Source organism: Thalassospiraceae bacterium LMO-SO8, from assembly GCA_031655335.1.
Taxonomy (GTDB): Bacteria; Pseudomonadota; Alphaproteobacteria; order Rhodospirillales; family Casp-alpha2; genus UBA1479.
Window position 1 is genome coordinate 114,101 of record CP134226.1, and the last position, 16,176, is coordinate 130,276.

A 16,176-nucleotide genomic window follows, 5' to 3' on the forward strand; every position below is an offset into this window, starting at 1 on the left:
AATCGGCGACATGCGGAATTTTGATGCAGAACCTGATGGCGTTCAGGAAATTGCGCGCACCCGCGTCGGCGGGAAGCGGACGGTCACCGTCGTGCCCCGGTTTTCGACGCTTTCAAGGCCGAGCGACGCCTGATGCATGTCGGCCAGAATGCGCACCAGGGACAGGCCCAGGCCCGACCCTTGCTGACCCTTGAGCAGATGATTGCCGCGGATCTGGATATAGGGCTCGAACACGTCGTCGAGGGCGTCCTGCGGAATGCCGATGCCCGTGTCCGACACGCGGATGACGATGCCGCCGACCCGGTCCGTGCGCGCCGCCAGGGTGATATGGCCGCGCTTGGGCGTGAACTTGACGGCGTTGGACAACAGGTTGACGACGATCTGGCGGACCCGGCCGGGATCGCAGTAAAGCCCCGGCAGATCCGGCGGCGTTTCGATCACGATATCGACGCCGTTGGCGTCCGCCTGGCCCTGGATCAGGCGCCGGCAGTCGTCCAGGATCACCGGCACGGAGGTCCAGGATTCCCGCATGTCGATCTGCCCGGCCTCAATCTTGGCGACATCCAACAGGTCGTTGACGATGTCGAGCATGTGCGCGCTGGTGGCGCGGATGTCGGTCAGGTATTCGGTATATTTGGGGCTGCCCAGTTCGCCATAAGGTTCCTCGCGCACCAGATCGGCGAAGCCGACCACGGCGTTCAGCGGCGTGCGCAGTTCATGCGTCACCCGGGCGAGAAATTCGGTCTTGCGCTGATCATTGATTTCCGCCCGTTCCTTACCCTTCAACAGTTCCATGTTGACGGCGCGCAGCCCGGCGAGTTCGCGCCGAAGCTGCAGGATTTCCATTTGCAGCTTGGTCTTATCCTTGTCGCGGCGGCGCTTGAAGCCGCGCACCACCCACAGCACGGGCAGAATCGGAAGAAGAAGCAGGCCTTTTAGCGTCGGTTTGACGGGTGCCCCATACCCGGGGACCATCGGCCGACCGGCACCGTAGGGCAAATCTGAATAGTTCTGGGCCATGGTGACTGTCATCTTTCGTTCAAAACGCCGCAGTCCGGTCCCCGAATCATTTTTAATTGCGTCACCTATAACTTTCGTATTAATTGAATCGAACATCAATATTTTTTATTTAAAGTAGTTTTTGTTCAAATTAGTCTAAAATTTTACCAATCCAGGATTTTCGCGCTTTTCCGCCCGCCGCCGTCCGCATCGCGGAATGAAATGGCGTTTCTTGACGGGATGGGCTTCCTCCTTTAAATCCAGCGGATCATCTCTCGCAGTGCAGCAATCAAGGCCGGAGGTCCGCCTGGACCTCACGAGCGGCCGAATAAGAAGGTTTAGCCATGAAAATCCTGGTCGGCGTCAAGCGCGTGATCGACGCCTATGTGAAGGTTCGCGTCAAATCGGACCACACGGGTGTCGAAACCCAGAACGTGAAAATGTCCATGAACCCGTTCGACGAAATCGCCGTCGAGGAAGGTGTGCGCCTGCGCGAAGCCGGCACCGCGGACGAACTGATCGCCGTGTCCATCGGCCCGGATCAGGCCCAGGAAACCATCCGCACGGCGCTGGCCATGGGGGCCGATCGGGGCATCCACGTGGTCGCCGACGGCCGGGTGGAGCCGCTGGCCATCGCCAAGATCTTCAAGGAATTGATCGCCCGCGAAAACCCGGACGTGGTGATCCTGGGCAAGCAGGCCATCGACGACGACAACAACCAGGTCGGCCAGATGCTGGCCGCCCTCATGGGCTGGTCGCAGGGCACCTTCGCGTCCAAGATCGAACTCGGCGCCGGGCAGGCCAAGGTCACCCGTGAAATCGACGGCGGCCTGCAGACCCTGGACCTCAAGCTGCCAGCCGTGCTGACCACGGACCTGCGGTTGAACGAGCCGCGCTATGCCTCCCTGCCCAACATCATGAAGGCCAAGAAGAAAGAGATCGCCAAGCTGACGGCGGATGAACTGGGCGTCGACGTTTCGCCCAGGGTCGAAATCCTGAAAGTGACCGAGCCGCCCGCCCGTCAGGCCGGCGTGAAGGTCGAAAGCGCGGCCGAGCTTGTCCAGAAACTCAAAAACGAAGCGAAGGTGATCTGATCATGGCTGTCCTGGTTTACGCGGAACACGACAACGCGGTCCTGAAGCCGGCGACGCTCAACGCCGTCGCCGCCGCCAAGCAACTGGGCGACGTCACCGTCCTGGTCGCCGGATCGGGCTGCCGCGCGGTCGCCGAGGCCGCCGCCAAGATCGACGGCGTGGCCAAGGTGCTGATCGCCGACGACGCGGCCTACGCCAACGAAATCGCCGAGAACGCCGCCCCCCTGATCGCCAAGCTGGCGGCCGGCTTCGACCATATCCTGGCCGCCGCCACCACCAGCGGCAAAAACGTCATGCCCCGGGTCGCGGCCTTGCTCGACGTGCAGCAGATTTCCGACATCTCCGCCATCGAAGGCCCCGATACCTTCATCCGCCCGATCTACGCCGGCAATGCGCTGGCGACCGTCAAGACGTCGGACGCCAAGAAGGTCCTGACCGTGCGCGCCACGGGCTTCGACGCGGCCAACGCCGAGGGCGGTTCCGCCGCCATCGAGGACGTCGCGGGCGAAGGGGCCAGCGATCTCGCGACCTTCGCGGGACAGGAACTGACCAAGTCCGAACGCCCGGAACTGACCAGCGCCAAGGTCATCATCTCGGGCGGGCGCGGCATGCAGTCGGGTGACAACTTCCACCTGCTGGAAGAGGTCGCGGACATCCTGGGCGCCGCCGTGGGCGCGTCCCGCGCCGCCGTCGATGCGGGCTTCGTGCCCAACGACTATCAGGTCGGCCAGACCGGCAAGGTTGTGGCGCCGGAGCTGTACATCGCCGTCGGCATTTCCGGGGCCATCCAGCACCTGGCGGGGATGAAGGATTCCAAGGTCATCGTCGCCATCAACAAGGACGAGGAAGCGCCGATCTTCCAGGTCGCCGATTACGGCCTGGTGGCGGACCTGTTCACCGCCGTCCCGGAACTGAAGGCCGCCCTGTCTGACTGACGCCGCCCACCCCCCTTTGGCCGACACGTCCCGGCGTTCGCTGGCGCTGGGCATCCTGTGCATGGCGGGGTCGGTCGGGGCGCTGGCGGCCATGCAGATGTTCGTCAAGCTGGCGGGCCCCGAGTATTCGCCGTTCCAGGCCGTGTTCTTCCGCAACGCCATCGCCGCGATGATGGTGGTGCCCCTGATGTTCTACGCCGCCGGGCCGACGTCGTTTCGCACGACGCGGCCCGTCGGCCACTTCGTCCGCGCCCTGTTCGGCGTCGCCGGCAACGCCAGCTTCTATTACGCCTATTCGACGATCCCCATGAGCGACGGCATGTCCATCGCCATGTCCGTGCCCATCTTCACGACCCTGCTGGCCATTCCGTTCCTCGGCGAAAAGGTCGGCCTGCGCCGTTGGATCGCCATCGCCATCGGCTTCGCCGGGGTGATGATCGCCCTCGACCCCACGGGGGATTTTCAGGTCGGGGCCCTCTATGCCCTGTTCGGAACCCTGTGCTGGGCCGCCAGCCTTATCCTGATCAAGCAATTGTCGGCCACGGAAACGCCCTATCTGATCGTGTTCTATTACATGATCACGGGCGTCGCCGTGTCGCTGTTGATCCTGCCCTTCGTCTGGATCACGCCGACGACCGAACACCTGATCTTCTATATCTGCGCCGGGCTGGTCGGCGGACTCGGCCAGATTCTCATGACCTTCGCCATGAAGTTCGCGCCGGCCGCCGTGGTCACGCCCTTCGAATACACGGCGATCTGCTGGGCCGTGCTGTTCGATCTGTTGATCTGGAACGTCCTGCCCGACCTGACCACCGTCCTGGGGGCCGGTATCGTCATCGCCACGGGCCTGTACATCTGGCACCGGGAGACCCGCGTCCGGCCGGCAACATGATATTCATATATTTGAATGTGTTTTGCGACGAACAGCCATGATAAACCTGTCCCATGAACGCCTTTGACCCCATCTCCGCCCTCGCCGGCGGCGCCCTGATCGGCCTGGGCGCGGTGATCCTGGCCTTGTTCAACGGCCGGGTCGCGGGCATCAGCGGCATCCTGGGCGGCCTGTTGGACGGCGAGCGCGCGAACCTGACTTGGCGTGCGGCCTTCGTCGCCGGGTTGATCGGCGCCGGGTTCCTCGGCCTGAAGCTGGTTTCCCCCGACGTCATGATCGCCGCCGACTGGCCCACCCTGGTCATCGGGGGGGTGCTGGTCGGTATCGGCACGCGGCTCGGCAGCGGCTGCACCAGCGGCCATGGCGTCTGCGGCATGGCGCGGGGTTCCATCCGGTCCATCGCCGCGACGGCGGTCTATATCACCGTGGCCGTGACGACCGTGTTCGTCACCCGCCACCTGATCGGAGGTTGAGGGCGATGGCGCGCCTGCTCGTCAGCCTGATCGCCGGGGGATTGTTCGGTGCCGGCCTGATTATCTCGCAAATGGTCAACCCGGCCCGTGTGCTGGGTTTTCTTGATATCGCGGGGACTTGGGATCCGACCCTCGCGTTCGTCCTGGCCGGGGCTCTCGCCGTTTCCGTTCCCGGCCACTGGCTGGCCCGTCGCCTGGGGACACCCGTCCTCGACAGCAAAAGCCACCTGCCCCCGCCGGGCCGCCTGGACGGGCGCCTGATCCTGGGCGCCGTGCTGTTCGGGATCGGCTGGGGGCTTGTCGGGTTCTGCCCCGGCCCCGCCCTGGCCGCCCTCGGCACGGGCGATAACAAGGCCCTCGCCTTCCTCGCCGCCATGGCCGCCGGCATGTGGCTTTACGGGCGCATCGCCCGGCGGTGAGGTAAACTCCCCGCCATGACCGATGCTGTTCTCCTTCTTCCCTCCATCACCGACGTTGACGTGGGCCACCGCGGGCAAGTCGTCGTCTCGGGCTCTCACGGCGGGCTTTATCCGGGATACCTGGCCGCCAAGGCGGGCCTCCGGGCCGTCGTTCTGAACGACGCCGGCGGCGGGCTGGACGGCGCCGGGGTTGCCGGCATCCATGCCCTCGACCAGAGCGGCATGGCCGCCGCCGCCGTGTCCCACCTGTCGGCCCGCATCGGCGATGCCGGCGACATGCTGGCGCGGGGCGTCATCTCCACCATGAACGCCACCGCCGCGGATTTGGGCGTCACCGCCGGGATGACCTGCGCCGAGGCCGCCGAACGTCTGACCCAGGCAATCATTCCGGCCGCCGGCCTGCCCCCGGTCGACGAAGGCCGCCGCGTCATCGCCCGGAACGGCGGCGCCGATGTGGTGCTCGCCGACTCGGCGTCTCTGGTCGGGGCCGAGGATGTCGGCCGGATCGTCATCACCGGCTCCCACGGCGGGCTGGTCGGCGGCGACCCGGCCCGCGCCCTGAAGACGGCGGCATCCCTGGCTGTTTTCAACGACGCCGGCGGCGGCATCGAAGATGCGGGCGTGACCCGCCTGCCCGCCCTCGACGCCCGCGCCATTCCGGCGGTGACCGTCGCCCATGTCTCGGCACGGATCGGTGACGCCGTATCGGCCTGGGAAACGGGCGTGATATCCCACGCCAACGCCGCGGCGACGGCCCTGGGCGCGCGGCCGGGGGTATCGCTTCGGGATTGGGTCGGCGTGGCTTTCCCCGCGCGGCCTTGAAGAATTTCATGTCCGCGCCGTCCGGGCCTTACCTTGACGGCGAAACATCTGCTAGGTTCCCTGGTCCAATCAAGCCATCAAGGGGCAAGGCAGAATTTCATGGCCCTGGAACATTCCTTCCGGAACCTTACCGACGACGAACGCGAGACCCTGATGCAGGTCGCGGCCAGCCATACCTATGGCAGCGGCGACACGGTGATCGGCCAGGGCGACCGGGTTGAAAACCTGATGGTGGTGGCGCGCGGGATGCTGCGCGTGACCCATGTGTTCGAAGGCGGGCATTTGAGCGAATTCGTCGGCCCGCTGGGCCCCGGCGACGTGGTCGGCGAGATGTCGTTCGTCGACGGCCAGGGCGCCAGCGCCACCCTGATCGCCGACGGCGACACGGAAGTCCTGACCATTCCCCGCAATGCCATCGACGCGCTGATGTCGGGAAATTCAACCTTTACCGGGCGATTGTACAAGGACCTGCTGCTGCACCTGTCCCGGCGTCTGCGCGCAACCAACCTCAGGGCCGACCCGGGCCCGGCCGCGACGGGCTGACCGGCCCCCCGCCGGCCCCCGCCGCCCGTCCTCCGATGAACCAAGCCAGCTTCAATCGCCGCGTCTGGGCGCTCGCCCTGCCGATCATCGCGACCAACGTCACCGTGCCGTTCCTCGGCCTTGTCGACACGGCCGTGGTCGGCCGCCTGCCGGGGGCCGAATACATGGGGGCGGTCGCCATCGGCGCCGTCATCATGAACGTGATCTATTCGTCCCTGAACTTCCTGCGCATGGGCACCACGGGCCTGACGGCGCAGTCCTTCGGGGCCGGGGACGCGGATCAGATGCGCTCCTGGCTGGCCCGGGCGTGCCTGCTGTCCGCCGTCCTGGGCCTGGGCCTGATCGCCCTGCAACTGCCGATCCTCGGCATATCGCACTGGCTGATGGGGGCAAGCGACGCCGTCTGGCCGCTCACCGAAAGCTATTTCCAGATCCGCATCTGGGGGGCGCCGGCGGCGCTGTTGAACTTCGCGCTTCTGGGCTGGTTCTTCGGCGTGCAGAACATGCGGGCGGCCCTGTTCTCTCAGGTCTTTCTCAACGGGCTGAACATCGTGCTCGACGTGTGGTTCGTGCTGGGCCTCGGCTGGGGCGTCGACGGGGTCGCCTGGGCGACCATCATTTCCGAATACTCGGCCGGGGCGCTGGGCCTGTGGCTGGCCGTCCGCCAACTGGCCAAACTGGGCGGGCGCTGGCGCTGGGAGCGCATCCGCGACACCTCGCGCATCCGCCGCATGCTGGGCGTCAACCGCGACATCTTCATCCGCTCCATGTGCCTGCAGGCGGCCTTCGTCGTGTTCACCTCGGCCGGCACGCGCATGGGCGACGAGGTCCTGGCCGCCAACGCATTGCTGCTGCAATTCTCCATGTTCACGGCCTATGCGCTCGACGGGTTCGCCAACGCGGCCGAAGCCATGGTCGGCCAGGCCGTGGGCGCCCACGACCGCACCCTGTTCCGCCAGGCGGTGAAGATCACGACCGGCTGGGGCGTGATGTTCGCGCTGCTGTTCATGGTCGCCTATTGGCTGTTCGGTTATGCCATCATCGATACGCTGTCGACCGTGTCAGGGGTCCGCGAAACGGCTTATGCCTACCTGCCCTGGATGGTGGCGTTGCCGGTCATCGCGGTCTGGAGCTTTCAGTTCGACGGCATCTTCATCGGCGCCACCTGGACCCGCGAGATGCGCAACAGCATGGCGATTTCCTTCGCCGTGTTCGCCGCCGCCGTGCCCTTCGTCACGGCAACCTGGGGCAATCACGGCCTGTGGGCGGCCTTCACCGTATTCATGAGCCTGCGCGGCCTGACCATGGGTCTGATGCTGCCGAAGCTGGCGCGCCGCGTCGGTGTCGGCCCCCGGCCCGACGGTTCCGGCGACGGTCCTTGACCTTCGCCCCGGAAGCGCCGATTTTGTGCCCATATTCCCGACAATAGATACAGACCCATAACCCTATGACCGACCTCCGCAGCCGTCCGCTCATCGAAAAGCTCGTGGGCTTCGACACCACCAGCCATTATTCAAACCTGGAACTCATGGCCTTCGTTCAGGACTACCTGAAGGGCCACGGCGTCGCGAGCCAGCTGGTGCCCGACGCCACGGGGACCAAGGCCAATCTTTACGCCACACTGGGGCCGATCGACCGGGGCGGGATCATGCTGTCCGGCCATACGGACGTGGTGCCCGTGGATGGCCAGGACTGGGCCACGGACCCGTTCAAGGTGACGGAAAAGGACGGCAAACTGTACGGGCGCGGCACGTCGGACATGAAAAGCTTCATCGCCATCGCCCTGGCCTATGTGCCCGAATTCCTCAAGCGCGGCCTGTCGACCCCCATTCATCTCGCCTTTTCCCATGACGAGGAAGTGGGCTGCATCGGCGTGCGCTCGCTGATCAAGATGATGAACGAACAGCCGATCCGCCCCATCATGGGCATCATCGGCGAGCCGACCAGCATGCAGGTCTGCGTCGGGCACAAGGGCAAGCGCAGCTTCCGCGCCATCTTCAAGGGCAAGGAGGCGCATTCGTCGCTCACCCCCATGGGCGTCAACGCCATCGACTACGCCGCCCGTCTGGCCGTGTTTCTGCGCGGCATGGCCGACCGCATCGCCGGCGACGGCCCGTTCGACGAACTGTACGACGTCGCCTATACCACCGTGCACACGGGCGTCATGAAGGGCGGCGAGCAATTGAACATCGTGCCCGGCCATTGCCGCATGGATTTCGAATTCCGCCACCTGCCCAAGCATGACCCGGACGCCCTGCAAGCGGAAATCATGGCGATGGTCGGCGAACTGGAGGCCGAGATGAAGGCCCATTCGCCGGAAACGGGCATCGAGGTCGAGGAACTGTCGGGCATTCCGGCCCTCGATACCGACCCCACGGAAGAGGTCGTGACCCTGGCCAAGCAACTGGCCGGGCGCAACGACCACGCCGCCGTCGCCTTCGGCACCGAAGCCGGCCTGTTCCAGCAGTCCGCCGGGGTGCCCTGCGTCATCATCGGCCCGGGGTCGATCAACGAAGCCCACAAACCCAACGAATTCATCACCCTGGACCAGGTTGCCAAGGGCGAGACCTTCATGGCCCGTCTGGCCGACAAGGTCTGCGCCAGCTGATACACGCATCCTAGCCCCCTCACCCCGACCCTCTCCCCCAAGGGGAGAGGGAGAATTTATGGTGTCCTTTCTCCACAACGGGGAGCGGAAGATTGGCGCGCCGAGAGTCCCCTCGCCCCGGCACGGGGAGAGGGACAGGGTGAGGGGCCTTGGGCCGTGATCCGTGGCGTCAGGGTTCCTGCTGCCGCTGCGCCGGCGGCCGCCGGAGAGACCGCACCAGCATGCGCGCCGGATGCAGGGCCGTGGCGACCTCGCGGTCCACAGGGCTGGGCGCCCCCGCCATCAGGGACGCCAGCACCTCGGCCCCCAGGAAGGCGGTCTGATAGCCGCGCGAGCCCAGGCCCGAGAGCACGAAGGCGTTCTGCTGATAGGGCGCCGTCGGCCAGTCGCCCCGCCGTCCGTGGTGCAGGCCGCCGTAGGCCGATCCGTAAGCGGCGGCGTCGGCCAACGGCCCCACGAAGGGCAGGTGATCCGCCGTGGTCGCCCGCAGGCCCGCCCAGCCTTTGATCGGCGCGGCCTGCCAAGCCTCCGCCAGGTCGGGGAACACCCCGGCCAAGCCCTCCAGGGCCGAGGCCATGTCGCCTGCGTCGAGCCCGCGCCAGCCGTCCCCCTGCCCCATCAGGTTCCAACGTCTGTAAGACGACCCCAGCACATGCGCGGCCCCGTCCCCGGCCCCGGTCAACGGTGTTATATGCCCGCCGAAACTGACCGGCAGGCGCAAACGGGCCGAGGCCGCCGTGGCCGGCAGGTGACACAACTGCCCCCGGTTGGCGCGCAACCCCGGAATGCCGCCGGGAACCAGCGCCCCCGACCAGGGCCCCGCGGCCAGGACCACGGCGTCGAAGGTTTCCGTGCCGCCGTCCTCCAGGCCGACGCGCCATCCCCAATCCGTGGGCGTCAGCGAGGCAACCTGCGCCGACTGCGTTTCCGTCGGCAGAACGGCGGCGGGCGGCGCAAACCGTGCCGCCGGATACCACAGACCGCCGCGCGAGGACTTAAGTCCGGCAAGGTCCGAGGCCGCTTTCGCATCCACCGGCTGGGCAAGCCCGCCGTCCCAGCCCAGGCGGGCCGCGAAGTCTGCAAGGCGAGGCACCTCAGCCGCCGCCGGCAGATGCAGGGCACCCGACGCGGGCGGCAATCCGCCCTGCCCTTCGGCGTGCAGAAACGCCTGGGCCATGAAGCGGCCGTAGGCATCGTCCGGGCCCGCCAGGCGGGGCGAAATCAGCACCCGTTCCGGCTGCGCCGCCGCGTCGCCCACGTCGAACAGGACCGGGCGGAACCCTTCCTGGACCAGGGTCCGTGCCGCCGCCCGCCCGGCAATGCCGCCGCCGACCACGGCGACCGAGGCGCCGGGATCAAGAGGAACCGGGGGTGCGTACCAAGGGGGCGTATCATCGCCAGGGGGCAGCCCGTCGAAGCGGCCCGCCAGACATTCCAGTTTACCGGCGAACCCCGGGCGCTTTGTCATGACGAACCCGGCCGCGCCCAAGCCCCGGCGCACGGCGCCGGCGGCGGAAAAGGTCGCGACGCGGGCGCCCGGGGCGCTCAGGCGCGCAACCTGACGGAACACGGCGTCGGCCCACATGTCCGGATTGCGCCGAGGTGCGAAACCGTCGAGAAACCAGGCATCGGCCCGGGCCGACAGCCGTTCCAGCATCTCTGCGACCGGGCCGAACAGCAGGGTCAGGACGACCCGGCCGCCGTCGAGCCGAAGGCGGTGAAACCCCGGCACGCGGCGCGGATAGGCCGCCCGCAGTTCCGTCGCCAGGGGTCCGAGTTCGGGAAACGCCGCATGGGCGGCGGCCAGATCGCCCGGTTCCAGGGGAAAGCCTTCGACCGAGACGACATGCAGGCGCGCGTCCGCCGGGGCCGTGCGCCGCCAGGCGTCCCACAGAGCCAGCACGTTCAACCCCGTGCCGAACCCCAGTTCGCCGACCGTGAACCGGGACCGATGCCGCCAAATATCGGGCCCACCGATGCCGTCCAGGAACACGTGCCGCGCCTCGCCCAGGCCATCGATCGGTGAAAAATAGATGTCCCCGAAGTCGGCGGAACACAGCGCGCCGTCCCGCCAATCGAGCCGAACAGCACCAAAGGGGGGGGAAATCATATCGGGGTGGTCCTGTTTCATGCCTTTTCTATATCAGGCACGCGCCACGCGGGTGTTGATTTCCAGCCCCGCGACCAGGATAAATATCAGACTGAAACACCCTCCAAGGAGTATGCACATGAACCGGGTTTCCTCGATTTTCCGCCGCCTTCCTTTTGCCGCGGCCGCCGCCGTCCTTGCGGTCAGCGTTTTCACGGCCTGTAGCCCCGAAGTCGGCAGCAAGGAATGGTGCGAAGACCTGAAGGCGAAGCCCAAGGGTGAATGGACCGCCAACGAGGCCGGCAACTTCACCAAGCATTGCGTCCTCTAACCCTCCGCGACCGCGGTTTTCAAGGCAAACCTTAAGGCTTTTTAACCAGTTGGTAATTCCTGGCGATTTATCCTGCGCGAGGTGGTCCCAGAAGGGGGCTGAAACGCGGACGGGAGAACAGGTCCATGGGAATTATTTCGAATACGCGGCTCCGACCAGGGAGCCCGCAAAACGAACGGTTCGCACGGCTATCGGTGGTCGTCGGCGACAGTCAGGATTTCTTCCTGCACCAGACGCGCCGCACCCTCGCCCAGCTTGGCGTGCGCGACATGCACCTGGCCCGTGACGGGGCCGAGGCGCTTGGCCTCGTTCGCACCCAGGAGCCGCACCTGGCCATCATCGATTGGGACCTGAAGGCCATTCCGGGCCTGGAATTCACGGCCTTTTTGCGCCGCGCCGAAGGCAGCCCGGCGCCCAACCTGCCGATCATCATGACCATGGCCTCGGTCGACCGCATGAAGATTTCCCGCGCCATGAACGCCGGCGTGAACGAAATCCTGATCAAGCCGGTGACGGCGGATGCCCTGCTGCGCCGCATCGTCTCGGCCATCGCCGCCCAGCACAAACCGCAGGTCGCCGCCGGCGCCTACATCGGCCCCGACCGGCGTCAGACCAGCGAGCCGATCACCGAGGAGCGGCGCGCCGGCACCTGAGCCGCTCGCCCGACCACGGCATACGGAATCAAAAAGGCGCCCCCGACCTGGGGGCGCCTTTTCATTTTGGCTGGGGTGCTAGGACTTGAACCTAGAATAACGGAGTCAGAGTCCGTCGTGTTACCAATTACACCACACCCCATTGGAAAGTCCGGCGTGCCGCCCCATATGCAAGGGCCGGGTCGCGCCAAGGCGGTTATATACCGATTGGCTTTCGGGAACGCAACTGACGAGACGCGGTTTTCGTCGCATATGCCAAAACCCTAATTACGATATAGATTTGATGGACCCAGGGCCGCCGATCACTAGAATGGGCGGTCAAGCGGGAACAACCCGCAGTGAACCGTTGGAAGTCTTCATGGCCAAGTGGCCCCAAGCACATTCGCCGCACCGGCACCGCCGCCGCAGCAAGGGCACTGCGCCCTGCTTTGCGGCCATCGACCTGGGCACGCACAATTGCCGCATGCTGATCGCCGAGCCGTCCGAGGACGGCCCCGTGGTGATCGACGGGTTTTCCCGCATCGTGCGCCTGGGCGAAGGTCTGGGCAAATCGGGCAACCTGTGCGAGGACGCCATCCAGCGGACCATTTCGGCGCTGCGCGTCTGCGCCGGCAAGATCCGGCGCCACAACGTCGTGCGGTCCCGCCATGTCGCGACGGAAGCCTGCCGACAGGCCATCAACTGCAAGGACTTCTTCCACAAGGTCGAGGCGGAGACCGGCATCCGGCTGGAAGCCATCCCGGCCGAGGAAGAGGCGACCCTGACCCTCGCGGGCTGCCTGCCGCTGCTGACCGGCGGCCATTCCCGGGCCCTGATGTTCGACATCGGCGGCGGCTCGACGGAACTGAGCTGGATCGACCTGACGACCTGCGTGCCGCATCCCATCGGCATCCTGTCCCTGCCGATCGGCGTGGTGAACATGATGGAAAAGAACGCGTCGCCCGACTGCACCGCCGACCGCTTCCAATGCCTGGTGGCGGAGGTCGACTCCCTGCTGGCCCCGTTCGACGCCGAATACGGCATTTCCGAGACCTTCGCCCGCGAAGGGGCCCTGATGCTGGGCACCTCGGGCACGGTGACGACCCTGGGCGCCATTCACCTGGGCTTGACCCGCTATGACCGCTCCCAGGTCGACGGACTGACCCTGGACTTCACCGATATCGAACGGCTGGCCGACCGGGTCTCGGCCATGCCCTGCGAGGCGCGCAAGGCCCTGCCGTGCATCGGGCCGGAACGCGCCGACCTGATGGTCATGGGCTGCGCGATCCTCAAGGCGATCACCAAACGCTGGCCCGCCGGACGGCTGCGCATCGCCGACCGCGGCGTGCGCGAGGGCCTGCTGGTCCGCATGATGCAGGACGCCGCCAAGCAATGAGCACGGGTTCGGGAAAGTCAGGGTCCGGACGGTCCGGTTCGGGCCGCCCCGGCACGACGAAAACGCGCACGACGCGGTTTTCCGGGCGCGGCCTGCATAATCGCGTGAAGACCGCCAAGGGCCGCAAGACATCGTCCAAGATGTGGCTGGAACGCCAGTTGAACGACCCCTACGTGGCCGAGGCCAAGGCGCGGGGATATCGCTCCCGCGCCGCGTTCAAGCTGTTGGAACTCGATTCCATGTTCGGCCTGCTGAAGAAGGGCGGCCGGGTGGTCGATCTGGGCGCCGCCCCCGGCGGCTGGACCCAGGTCGCCGTCGATGCCGTCGGCGCCGGCAAGGGCCCGAAAGGCGGGCAGGTCGTGGCCATCGACATTCAGGGCATGGACCCGGTCCAGGGCGCCACGGTGATCCTTCAGGACTTCATGGATCCGGACGCCCCCGATCGCATCAAGGACGCCCTGACCGGCCCCGCCGACCTGGTGCTGAGCGACATGGCCGCCCCCGCCACCGGCCACCGGCAGACCGACCATCTGCGCATCATGGGGCTGTGCGAGGCGGCGTTCGACTTCGCCTGCGAGGTTCTGGCCCCCGGCGGCGGCTTCGTCGCCAAGGTGCTGAAGGGCGGCACGGAAAACGAGCTTCTCGCCCAAATGAAGCGGCGCTTCGCCGTGGTCAAGCACGCCAAGCCACCGGCCAGCCGCGCCGATTCCGCTGAAAGCTATGTCGTCGCGACCGGATTCCGCCCCGAAAATCAGAATTAACAAAACACTATCCCCACGTCCGCACGTGCAAACCTACGGGAATTATCAGTTGCAACGCGCATAATTTTTATGTAAAAATCCTTAATCGTGCAACATCAGATCGAGGGTTCTATGACCGCAGAGGAAATCAACGCGCAGATTGTTGGTACTTTTCCACGTGACCTTCCGATTGACCTATTGGACGCCGTTGTTGCACGGGCGCGTCTTGCTCATGAGCTTGTCCGTGACAACACAGATCTGACCGGAAGAAGTGCTCGCGGGCTTGAGGGACAAGCTCGCTTCCGCTTGATGGAGAAAGGCTTCCAAGACGTTTGCGAACGGCACGGTGGTTTGCGGTTGGATGGTGACATGATCCCAGGGACAGACCTCCGTTGCTTCCAGCCTTTTATGCGTTTCGGAGGTGATCGTCCCGGGGTTATTCTCGGCCTCGCATCGATACCTGAACGGGCAGAATTGCCGTCCAAGAACCAATCCCGACTTGCTGGCGTCACGCTGAATTATCACCTGACTCCACGCTTGGATTTTGAAAGAGATGGCCGCACGGCCAAACCGGGTGACATATTTGTTTTACTTCTCTGCGCGCGCGACCCCTCACGAGGTGGTAGCCTTCAAGAAGTTGCAATTGGGGTTATTGATGCCGATTACCAGGGCTTCCTTGTGTACAAATCGGTTGAAGCATTTCTAGCAGAATACGCACCAGACCCTGACGGACCGGAGTCGGCGAATTCACCGCCTCTTGTTTCGTTGAAAACAGTCCGCAAAGAGTTTAAGCCTCCGGAACAACCGGATATCGAAGAGAGTGCCGACGGTCCGGCTAAATAATCGGATACGGTCATGGCAATCGCTACACTAGGCTTTGTGCCCGGTCGGCTTAAGGAGGCCAGGGCAGCTAGACGGATTCCAAGCATGTCTGCGCTTGCACGCAGTATGAGCATAAATCCTAGTACCGTGTCGCGGTGGGAAGATGGGAGTTCCGTCCCCGACCTGGACACTCTGGCTAGCTTGGCTTCCCACTTGAATGTGCGGCCGGAGTTTTTCTATCGCCCCGTTTTTGAGTCCGCACGCCCCACGTTCTTGCGTTCGCTTTCCTCTACGCTAGTTCGAGATCTGCAATATCAAAGCGCTCAGATGCGCTGGCTACAAGAAATCAGTCACGCGGTCGAACATTACGTGGACCTGCCGACCGTTAATATTCCCGATGTGATGGACGGCGCCAGTTATCATCAACTTCGCGACGAAGACATAGAAAAAATTGCCCTGGAGTTGCGGCGCCATTGGGGTCTCGGCGAGGGACCATGCGGCGACATGGTGGCACTGCTTGAGCGATTTGGTTTCGTCGTCAGCGTGATTGAGATGGGAACAGTTAAGCTTGATGGACTTTGCAGTTGGTCCCCTGCGGATGACAGACCACATATATTGCTCGCGAGCGATAAGATGTCATTTGCGCGCCGACAGATGGATGCTGCGCACGAGATGGCGCATGCGATCCTCCATCGGCACGTCACAGAAGAGCAACTTAAACGCGACTTAAAACTGATCGAAACACAGGCATTCCGTCTGGCCAGCGCGTTCCTTCTCCCCTCGACTACTTTCCCGGTTGAAATGCAGTTTCCTTCTCTTGCAGCAATGGTGACAGCCAAAGAACGCTGGCGTGTTGCGATTAAGGCGCAAATCAAACGATTGGCAGATTTGGATGTTATCCCGAAAGACTTCGCCACCCATTTGTACAAACTGTACTCCGCCAAAGGGTGGACGAAAGAGGAACCATTTGATCGCCAATGGGCACCGGGAGAGCCTCGAATCCTACGAGATGCACTTCATTTAATCGTTGATGAGAGCGTTCGATCAAAGGCGGATTTGTTAGCACTCGAATTTTCAGTATCTGCTGGCGATATCGAAAACCTAACCGGCCTACCTCATGGGTGGTTCATGCGTGAAGCTGCAACAGTGGTTCGCCTCAAGTCTGGCTCTCACGAACCAACAGCAGAATCGGGTAAAGGCGAAGTCATTTCGTTTCCTAAGCCACGCTAACCTGATTTCAGACTTTAGTCAGCCGCGTCGATTTCACCCAAAACTACGTTGCCACCACCGGATTCCGGTTGGAAACAAGGGCCTGAGACACCACGAAACCCGGGGTTTTTGCAGGTGCGCAAAGGTGCTTGGCAAGGCCATGCGCATGTGT

17 protein-coding genes and 1 tRNA gene are annotated in these 16,176 nt (G+C 64.5%); 15 read left to right on the top strand and 3 right to left on the bottom strand.

The window, feature by feature from the left end; translation table 11 throughout:
* Nucleotides 1-42 precede the first annotated feature (42 nt).
* Complete coding sequence (locus tag RJ527_00545; protein WND76245.1) at nt 43-1,032, bottom strand: HAMP domain-containing sensor histidine kinase; 990 nt, start codon at nt 1,030-1,032, stop codon at nt 43-45.
* 311 nt (nt 1,033-1,343) lie between these two features.
* On the opposite strand from RJ527_00545, the gene RJ527_00550 reads away from it, so the two are divergent.
* From RJ527_00550 to argE, 9 genes are all read left to right on the top strand, one after another.
* Nucleotides 1,344-2,093, top strand: a complete 750-nt coding sequence (locus RJ527_00550) for an electron transfer flavoprotein subunit beta/FixA family protein (GenBank protein WND76246.1) — start codon at nt 1,344-1,346, stop codon at nt 2,091-2,093.
* 2 nt (nt 2,094-2,095) lie between these two features.
* The gene (locus RJ527_00555) at nt 2,096-3,028 is read left to right on the top strand and encodes an FAD-binding protein (GenBank protein WND76247.1); all 933 of its coding nucleotides are present in this window, start codon (nt 2,096-2,098) and stop codon (nt 3,026-3,028) included.
* Between the two features lie 16 nt (nt 3,029-3,044).
* On the top strand, nt 3,045-3,920 hold the full coding sequence (locus RJ527_00560) for a DMT family transporter (protein WND76248.1): 876 nt from the start codon (nt 3,045-3,047) through the stop codon (nt 3,918-3,920).
* Nucleotides 3,921-3,973: 53 nt separating this feature from the next.
* Nucleotides 3,974-4,393 carry a YeeE/YedE thiosulfate transporter family protein gene (locus tag RJ527_00565; protein ID WND76249.1) on the top strand — a complete coding sequence of 140 codons (420 nt, stop codon included), beginning with the start codon at nt 3,974-3,976 and terminating at the stop codon, nt 4,391-4,393.
* A gap of 5 nt (nt 4,394-4,398) precedes the next feature.
* On the top strand, nt 4,399-4,812 hold the full coding sequence (locus RJ527_00570) for a YeeE/YedE family protein (GenBank protein ID WND76250.1): 414 nt from the start codon (nt 4,399-4,401) through the stop codon (nt 4,810-4,812).
* A gap of 15 nt (nt 4,813-4,827) precedes the next feature.
* Nucleotides 4,828-5,634: a hypothetical protein gene (locus RJ527_00575; protein ID WND76251.1), complete on the top strand. Its 807-nt coding sequence runs from the start codon at nt 4,828-4,830 to the stop codon at nt 5,632-5,634.
* 99 nt (nt 5,635-5,733) lie between these two features.
* The gene (locus RJ527_00580; protein ID WND76252.1) at nt 5,734-6,177 is read left to right on the top strand and encodes a cyclic nucleotide-binding domain-containing protein; all 444 of its coding nucleotides are present in this window, start codon (nt 5,734-5,736) and stop codon (nt 6,175-6,177) included.
* 35 nt (nt 6,178-6,212) lie between these two features.
* Nucleotides 6,213-7,559, top strand: coding sequence for an MATE family efflux transporter (locus RJ527_00585; protein ID WND76253.1), 1,347 nt, complete (start codon nt 6,213-6,215; stop codon nt 7,557-7,559).
* Nucleotides 7,560-7,624: 65 nt separating this feature from the next.
* Nucleotides 7,625-8,785: an acetylornithine deacetylase gene (gene argE / locus RJ527_00590; GenBank protein ID WND76254.1), complete on the top strand. Its 1,161-nt coding sequence runs from the start codon at nt 7,625-7,627 to the stop codon at nt 8,783-8,785.
* 169 nt (nt 8,786-8,954) lie between these two features.
* On the opposite strand, the gene mnmC is transcribed toward argE, so the two are convergent.
* Nucleotides 8,955-10,916 carry an FAD-dependent 5-carboxymethylaminomethyl-2-thiouridine(34) oxidoreductase MnmC gene (gene mnmC, locus RJ527_00595; GenBank protein ID WND76255.1) on the bottom strand — a complete coding sequence of 654 codons (1,962 nt, stop codon included), beginning with the start codon at nt 10,914-10,916 and terminating at the stop codon, nt 8,955-8,957.
* A gap of 97 nt (nt 10,917-11,013) precedes the next feature.
* On the opposite strand from mnmC, the gene RJ527_00600 reads away from it, so the two are divergent.
* Both RJ527_00600 and RJ527_00605 read left to right on the top strand, forming a co-directional pair.
* On the top strand, nt 11,014-11,205 hold the full coding sequence (locus RJ527_00600; protein ID WND76256.1) for a DUF3012 domain-containing protein: 192 nt from the start codon (nt 11,014-11,016) through the stop codon (nt 11,203-11,205).
* 125 nt (nt 11,206-11,330) lie between these two features.
* Nucleotides 11,331-11,858: a response regulator gene (locus tag RJ527_00605; GenBank protein WND76257.1), complete on the top strand. Its 528-nt coding sequence runs from the start codon at nt 11,331-11,333 to the stop codon at nt 11,856-11,858.
* A gap of 67 nt (nt 11,859-11,925) precedes the next feature.
* On the opposite strand, the gene RJ527_00610 is transcribed toward RJ527_00605, so the two are convergent.
* Nucleotides 11,926-12,000 (bottom strand) — tRNA-Gln (locus tag RJ527_00610).
* A 216-nt stretch (nt 12,001-12,216) separates the two neighbouring features.
* Between RJ527_00610 and RJ527_00615 the strand changes: the two genes are divergently transcribed.
* The 4 genes from RJ527_00615 (at nt 12,217) to RJ527_00630 (ending at nt 16,025) form a co-directional block, all read left to right on the top strand.
* The gene (locus tag RJ527_00615) at nt 12,217-13,233 is read left to right on the top strand and encodes a Ppx/GppA phosphatase family protein (protein ID WND76258.1); all 1,017 of its coding nucleotides are present in this window, start codon (nt 12,217-12,219) and stop codon (nt 13,231-13,233) included.
* Nucleotides 13,230-13,994, top strand: a complete 765-nt coding sequence (locus RJ527_00620; protein WND76259.1) for an RlmE family RNA methyltransferase — start codon at nt 13,230-13,232, stop codon at nt 13,992-13,994. The genes RJ527_00615 and RJ527_00620 overlap by 4 nt, the downstream gene beginning before the upstream one ends.
* An 87-nt stretch (nt 13,995-14,081) precedes the next feature.
* Complete coding sequence (locus tag RJ527_00625; protein ID WND76260.1) at nt 14,082-14,816, top strand: hypothetical protein; 735 nt, start codon at nt 14,082-14,084, stop codon at nt 14,814-14,816.
* Between the two features lie 84 nt (nt 14,817-14,900).
* Nucleotides 14,901-16,025 (top strand): XRE family transcriptional regulator, encoded by a 1,125-nt coding sequence (locus RJ527_00630; protein ID WND76261.1) that lies wholly within the window; start codon nt 14,901-14,903, stop codon nt 16,023-16,025.
* The last annotated feature ends 151 nt before the right edge of the window (nt 16,026-16,176 follow it).